The organism is Pelagibius sp. (assembly GCF_028281305.1).
Taxonomy (GTDB): Bacteria; Pseudomonadota; Alphaproteobacteria; order Kiloniellales; family Kiloniellaceae; genus Pelagibius.
Genome location: NZ_JANQKD010000079.1, coordinates 20,888 through 27,442 on the forward strand (window position 1 = coordinate 20,888; position 6,555 = coordinate 27,442).

The window sequence follows — 6,555 nt, forward strand, 5'->3', positions numbered from 1 at the left end:
AGTCTTTAAGGGGGCAGTCTTCGACTCTGCCGTCTTCAGACAGACGTACGCCGGGCGCCGCAGCGTACGGTGCTGCGTACATCATCCTGCCGATCCTTCCTGCCGCCCCTCGCGCTGCCGTGGCAGCGGTGCCGGCTACTGAATCGAGGCGATGCGCAGCTGCCGGGCCCTGGTAAGGATCGCGTTCTCGATGTCGACCGGTGTCCGGTCCTCGACCGCCGCATCGACCCAGGCGCCGCTGCGCGGGTCCTGGAGCTGGCGGAACACGGCCGCCCGCACGCCGTCGGCGCGCAGGTCGCGGCCGAGGATGTAGACGTTGATCTTGAAGCGCTCGCCGGCGGACTCGGGCGGGGAAAACCAGTCGGTGATGATCACGCCGCCAAAGGGGTCGGCCGAGGCCAGCGGCATGAACGACACCGTATCAAGGGAGGCGCGCCACAGATAGGAATTCACGCCGATCCCGGCATCGCCGCCGCTGAGATTGTCCGGCTGGTCGCGGTCGTTGCCGATCCCGATCTGGTCATCGCCGAGGATGGAGCCACGGGTGTCAGCGAGCTTTTCAGCCGTTTCGTCGTAATACACGGGCTCGCCCCCAAGGCCGCAGCCGGCCAGGGCCAGCATCGCGGCGGCAGCCGTCAGAGAGAGGCCCAGCCGCTTGCCGGCCGGGGTTCTGCGTTCTTCGGCGGGTCTTGTCGTCGCTTCCAAGGTCATCGCTCTCACGTTCCTGCGTGCGTTTGGCGTCGTGCGTTTCTGTTGTGCGTTTGACTGTCTCTCGTACTCCTGGATTGCTGAGCAGCGGCGGCCCGAAGTCCGGGAGCGTAGATGTTACAGGGCGTAGATATCACAGGGCCCGAAGGCGGGCAAAAGAAATGGGCGGCGCCTGACGGCGCCGCCCATGACCAGTAACAGTCTTGGTTCGGCTTAGAAAGAAACGCCGAGACCGCTGGTGACTGCAACGATGTCGTTGGTGCCACCGGCGCCGAGATCTTCCTCGCCAACATAACCGGTGAGGAAGATGCGCACGCCCGGGGCCACGCTGTAGCCGACATTGGCGGAGCCAGCGAGCAGCTCATCGTCGGAGTCGTCGTCTTCGGAGTAAATGCCGTTGACGGAGAACGACCACGGGCCGGTGGCATAGCCGATACCGGCGTCGAAGGCATAGCCCTCACCACCGTTGCCGTCGGCATCGTCAAAGATACCGCCAACAGCGAAGGTGAAGCCGGCATAGCTGATGGCTGCACCACCGCCGATGCCATAGACGTCGTCTTCGGGCTCGGCATCAGCCTTACCGAAAGCACCAACCAGGCCGATCTCAACGCCAACACCGTTGAACTCGCCGTCGAAGCCGAGGCCGATACCGATGTGGTCGTGAATACCATCGGAATCTTCAGCGTTGAAGCTGTTGCCGTCGCCGCCGTCGTCGGTGTCCGGCGTGTAGCTGACGCCGGCGCTGAAGCCGTTGAAGTTCGGCGTGGTGTAGGTGATCTTCGTGCCGTCACTGCTGTCGACGCCGTTGGCGAAGTCGACGGAAGTACGGGTGTTACCGGCAAAAGCCGTGTCGAGGAAGTTCGAGGTCGGGTTACCGACACCGCCGTAGTCAACGCCGGAGTTCGAGCCGTTCACCATGAAGGTGTCTTCGGCGCCGTCGTTGTTGCCGAATTCCAGCTTACCGAAGCTGCCCTGAGCGTAGATGCTGTTCTCGTCGACGTTGTTGGTTTCGCCGGAGTCAGCCTCGAACTCGACCCGGAAGCCGAAGGTGATGCCGTTGTCGGCCATGATCTCGCCCTTGACGTGCACTTCCGTGTTCGTCGAGAAGGCAAAACCCCGATCTGAACTGTCCTCGTCCGAGTCACCGCCAGACACGATAAAGAACTGGAACGCGTTCAGCTCCAGCGTCTGGGCGGCAGCAGGCGAGGCGGCCAGAACCGCGGCCCCGACAATGGCACTGCTTGCCATCAAAACTTTTTTCATTTCCGAAAAGCTCCAAATACGGTGTCTATTGTGGGTACCCCAAGCCACGGGATATCCGTTGGTACTCGCCCGGTGCGGGGATCGCAAGGGGGCGCAAGCGTGTTAAGTTGTTTTTGCGACACACTGTGCCTTTGGCGCAACAGTTCGGTTTTTTGGCGTCCTGCCAGGGACTTCCGAGCAGCCCTTAGAATCTTGAGAGAACGTTGAGTTGCGCGTTTCGGGCAACTAACCATTATATTGTTCGCCTATAGAGGGAAAATCGACCGGACTGGTCCCGTCCACGGCCCAGAGGCGGAAGCCGGCGCTTGCGCAGCGGCGGCCTTTTGCCTAGAGCAGAAGAAAGTGCGATGCCCCCTACGGCCCGGCCGTAGGGGGCGGCCTTCGCTCTGCGGCTCCCGCCGCGGCGCCGTGATGCCAGCCTCCCGTTACACTCAGTTCACCCGTTACACTCCAATCGATTGCACTCTGAGGTTCCTGTCGATGCCCGGAATACTGTGGCTGGCCTCCTACCCCAAATCCGGCAACACCTGGATGCGGGTCTTCCTGGCCAACCTCATTCTCGACGAGCCGGAACCCCTGCCGCTGGCGCGCATCAACGAGGTCTGCTCCAGCGAGCCCAACGAAGTCTGGTTCAAGCCCTTCACGAAGGGTCCGCCCGGCGCGCTTCCGAACAAGAAGATCGCCGCGCTCAGGGTGCGGGCCCAGGACCGCGCAGCCAGTATCAACAAGAACATCATGCCTATGAAAACCCACAGTTTTCTTGGCAAGGACTACGGCTATCCCACGATTTCGGTCAAAGCCAGCGTCGGGGTGATCTACATCGTCCGTGACCCGCGTGACGTGGCGATCTCCGCAGCGGACCACTACGGCCTGAGCATCGATCAGACCATCGAGATGATGGCCGATCCCTCGGCCCGGGGGCGGCCCCTGGCCGGCACGACGGTCTATGAACGGATGGGCAGCTGGTCCGATCATGTCCGGTCCTGGACCAAGTGGCGGCATACCCCGCTCTTCGTCCTGCGCTACGAGGACATGCTCGCCGACTCCCTGGGCCAGCTCGGCGGCCTGGCCCGCAAACTGGGGATCTCCAGTGACGACGAGCGGATCGCCCGGGCCGTCGGATTTTCTTCCTTCAAGGCCTTGCAGGCCCAGGAACAGGCCACGGGGTTCACCGAGAAATCGGTGAACAGCGAACGCTTTTTTCGGTCCGGACGGGCCGGATCCTGGCGCGAGACCCTGACCGCGAACCAGTCTGCCGCCGTCGAGCGGCATCACGCCGTCCAGATGAAACGCTTCGGATATCTGTGATGATCGCACCGATGATTGCCGCTGCAGCCTCTCGCCGATTTGCTTCCCGTTGCTCGGCATCCCGCCGGCCCGGCGCCGTCGGAGGGCGCTAGGCATGCCGGGTATCCTCTGGCTGGCGTCCTACCCGAAGTCCGGCAACACCTGGATGCGCGCCTTTCTGGCAAACCTCATCGTCGATCCGGCGGAGCCGCTGCCCCTGAACCGCATTGGCCAGATCTGCCCCTCCGAGCCCGCGGAACGTTGGTTTCAGCCTTTCTGCAAGGGGCCTGTGGCCGACCTCGATGCGGCCCAGGTCGCGGCGCTGCGCGTCCGGGCGCAGGAACGCGCGGTCAGCCTGAACACCAACGTCATTCCGATGAAGACCCACAGCTATCTCGGCGAGAATCACGGGCATCCGATCTTTTCGATGAAGGCCATCTTCGGGGCCCTCTACATCATCCGCGACCCGCGCGACGTGGTGCTCTCGGCCGCAGATCACTTCGGCCTGACCACGGACGAGATGATCGAGAAGCTGGCTGATCCCGGCGCCATTGCGGCCGCCATGGCAGGCACCATCGTTCACGAGATGCAGAGCAGTTGGTGCAACCACGTTGAATCCTGGACCAGATGGAACCACCCCGGCATCTATACGCTGCGCTACGAGGACATGGTGGCGGCGCCCCAGGACCAGTTCTCGCGGGTCGCCCGTCGCTTCGGCATCTCCAACGACAGCGGCCGGATCGAAAAGGCGATCGCCTTTTCCTCTTTCGACCAGTTGCAGAAGCAGGAGGCGGAACAGGGTTTCTCGGAACGTTCCGTGCACAGCGAGAAGTTCTTTCGCGCGGGGCGTTCGGGGGGGTGGCGGGAGGTGCTGAGCGCCGGACAGGTGGCGCGCATCGAACGCGACCATGGTACCCAGATGCGCCGCTTCGGTTATTTGTAAGGGGCAGCGAGGACCGGAAGGCATGGCCAACCTTGGCGCCAACATCGGCGAGAACCTGGCGGAGGTGCGCCGCCGTATGGCGGCGGCGGCCGAGGATGCCGGCCGCGACCCCCAGGCGGTAAACCTGGTCGCGGTCAGCAAGGTGCAACCCGCCGAGGCGGTCCGCGCAGCTCTGGCCGCAGGCCAGCGTCTGTTCGGCGAGAACCGGGTGCAGGAGGCCAAGACCAAGTTCCCACCGCTGCGCGAGGACCATCCGGATCTGCGGCTGCATCTCATCGGCCCGTTGCAGACCAACAAGGTCAAGGATGCCCTTGCGCTCTTCGACGTGATCGAGACGGTGGACCGCCCGAAGCTGGCCCGCGCCCTGGCGCAGGAGAGCGAGAAGCGGGGTCTGCATCCCGACTGCTTCATCCAGGTCAACACCGGCGAGGAGCCACAGAAGGCCGGTGTTCCGCCTGCCGAGGCGGACGCCTTCATCGCCGCGTGCCGCGGCCTGGGACTCAAGGTCGCGGGGCTGATGTGCATCCCGCCGGTCGACGAGGAGCCGGCTCTGCACTTCGCCCTGCTGCGGGAAATCGCGCGGCGCAACCGGGGCGGCGCGCCGCTCGCCCTGTCCATGGGGATGAGCGCGGACTACGAAACGGCGATCCGCTTCGGCGCCGATCTGGTGCGGGTCGGTACCGGTGTCTTCGGTCCCCGTCCGGTCAAGGCGGCGCCGGCGTAAGGGGCTGCTTTGCGGGCTCCAGCTTCAGGCAGGCTCTAGAGCAGATCCGCGTTTGATGGAATTGGCCCCATCGTCATTTAGGGGGGCGATCCATCAAGCCGGTGAATCTGCTCTAAATGTTACAAATAGAGCGGATTCACATGCTTAGACGGAAACCCAAAGCGTTTCCGTCTAAGCATGATCCGCTCTAGTCGCAGGCCCGGAACAGGCATTCGTTCTCGATCACAGGGTTCTCGCGCGGCATCACCTGCCGGCCGATCGCCCCGACGAAGTTGGAGAACCGCTCGGAGCCGATGTCTGTTCCCTGACCGGGCGATCCCTCGGCGATGCTGACGAAGCGTTCGCCGCGGCAGAGGGCGACCACCGTACGGGTGGTGCTGCCGTCCGTCGTGACATTGCCGGGTTCCCGGTCGGTCTTGCAGAAATCCTGGCGCGAGAAACTCCGCTCGGCGCCGTAGGCAAAGCGCAGTCGGTAAGCGGGGTTCGGCGCGTCGCCGGGGTTGCCGCTGTAGCCCAGGCGCGCCCAGCGCGGCCCCGATGCCCGCAGGCCGTCCACGGTCGAGGCTGTCACCGCCGCCTGGGAGACCCCGGCGGCCGGCGCCCCAAAGGTCTCCACGAGCAACGGGGTGCGCAGGGCCGCCAGACTGTCCGGCGAGTATCCGGCTGTGAAGTTCTTGTTGTAGACCACGCCTTGATTGCCGGCGCAGGCGCCGAGCGCAGTGAGGCCGGCCATGACGGCGCTGAGAAGAAGAATCCGCCGTGGCCTACCGGCATCTGCTGCAGTACCGAAACGGGATGATGTCATGACCCGGGCTCCAGAAATCGTTGGTTGTGCCCTAGGAAGTACGTAGGCGGAGCTGCGGGCGTTTCCAAGGTTCCCGGCTGCCGCACTCACAATGCGTTGATCGGGCACACTGTGTTGGTCGGGCTGGCAGGGCTTCACCCGGCATCTGGCACGTCACGGGTCTCTGGCGCGCTCTGAGGGATCGCCGTCGACGACCCGGACCGCGTCGCCCGGTCCCGCTTCCGCCAGCACGCGCAGCAGGTCCGCCTGCGCCAGGGCGACACAGCCCTCGGTTCCCCGATAGTCGTCTTGCGCCACATGGAGAAAGATGGCTGAGCCGAGCCCGGCCACGACCGGGTCGTCATTGTAGCCCAGCACCACCACCAGATCGTAGAGTCCGTCGCTGCGCTGCATCACCTCATGGCTCGCCGGATAGGGCAGGCGGACGGGCTGGTTGTAGGCCGGGTCGTCGGGGGCATCGCACCAGCCGTCTTCTGCGGCGATGGCCGCGGCGGACAGAGCCGTCTCGGGTTTCGGCAGGCGGTCGGCGCGGTAGAGCAGGCGCCGGAACGGCCAGCGCCCCACGGGGGTGGCGCCGTCGCCTTCGCGTTTGATCGTTGTGAAGCCGCCGCGTCCGACAGCGCAGCGCCACTGCTGTTCGCCCCAGCGCGCCCGATAGGCCTCGCCGTCGCGTGTCACCACCAGCTCCATGAGCGCCAGTCTATCCCGGGCGCCGGGGATCTCAACAAAGCGATCTCAAGGAGGGGCACATCAAGGAAACGGTTTCAGGGACAGTAGGGCTCAAGGATCGCAGGGCTGAAGGATAGCCGAGCCGCCGATCTGGGC

7 protein-coding genes are annotated in these 6,555 nt (G+C 64.6%); 3 read left to right on the forward strand and 4 right to left on the reverse strand.

Annotated features, from left to right (window positions below):
• Positions 1–135 precede the first annotated feature (135 nt).
• Both Q0982_RS15150 and Q0982_RS15155 read right to left on the reverse strand, forming a co-directional pair.
• Positions 136–711 (reverse strand): DUF3576 domain-containing protein, encoded by a 576-nt coding sequence (locus Q0982_RS15150; protein WP_299396901.1) that lies wholly within the window; start codon positions 709–711, stop codon positions 136–138.
• 210 nt (positions 712–921) lie between these two features.
• The gene (locus Q0982_RS15155; protein ID WP_299396903.1) at positions 922–1,956 is read right to left on the reverse strand and encodes a porin; all 1,035 of its coding nucleotides are present in this window, start codon (positions 1,954–1,956) and stop codon (positions 922–924) included.
• Between the two features lie 495 nt (positions 1,957–2,451).
• Here Q0982_RS15155 and Q0982_RS15160 point away from each other — a divergent pair, with 495 nt between their 5' ends.
• The 3 genes from Q0982_RS15160 to Q0982_RS15170 all read left to right on the forward strand — a co-directional run bounded on the left by Q0982_RS15160 (position 2,452) and on the right by Q0982_RS15170 (position 4,925).
• On the forward strand, positions 2,452–3,279 hold the full coding sequence (locus tag Q0982_RS15160; protein ID WP_299396904.1) for a sulfotransferase domain-containing protein: 828 nt from the start codon (positions 2,452–2,454) through the stop codon (positions 3,277–3,279).
• Between the two features lie 94 nt (positions 3,280–3,373).
• Positions 3,374–4,201: a sulfotransferase domain-containing protein gene (locus Q0982_RS15165; RefSeq protein WP_299396906.1), complete on the forward strand. Its 828-nt coding sequence runs from the start codon at positions 3,374–3,376 to the stop codon at positions 4,199–4,201.
• Positions 4,202–4,223: 22 nt separating this feature from the next.
• The gene (locus Q0982_RS15170) at positions 4,224–4,925 is read left to right on the forward strand and encodes a YggS family pyridoxal phosphate-dependent enzyme (protein ID WP_299396907.1); all 702 of its coding nucleotides are present in this window, start codon (positions 4,224–4,226) and stop codon (positions 4,923–4,925) included.
• Between the two features lie 187 nt (positions 4,926–5,112).
• On the opposite strand, the gene Q0982_RS15175 is transcribed toward Q0982_RS15170, so the two are convergent.
• A complete protein-coding gene (locus tag Q0982_RS15175; RefSeq protein ID WP_299396909.1) occupies positions 5,113–5,730 on the reverse strand; it encodes a hypothetical protein in 618 nt (205 codons plus the stop codon).
• A 153-nt stretch (positions 5,731–5,883) separates the two neighbouring features.
• Positions 5,884–6,420, reverse strand: a complete 537-nt coding sequence (locus Q0982_RS15180; RefSeq protein WP_299396911.1) for a L,D-transpeptidase — start codon at positions 6,418–6,420, stop codon at positions 5,884–5,886.
• Positions 6,421–6,555 lie beyond the last annotated feature (135 nt).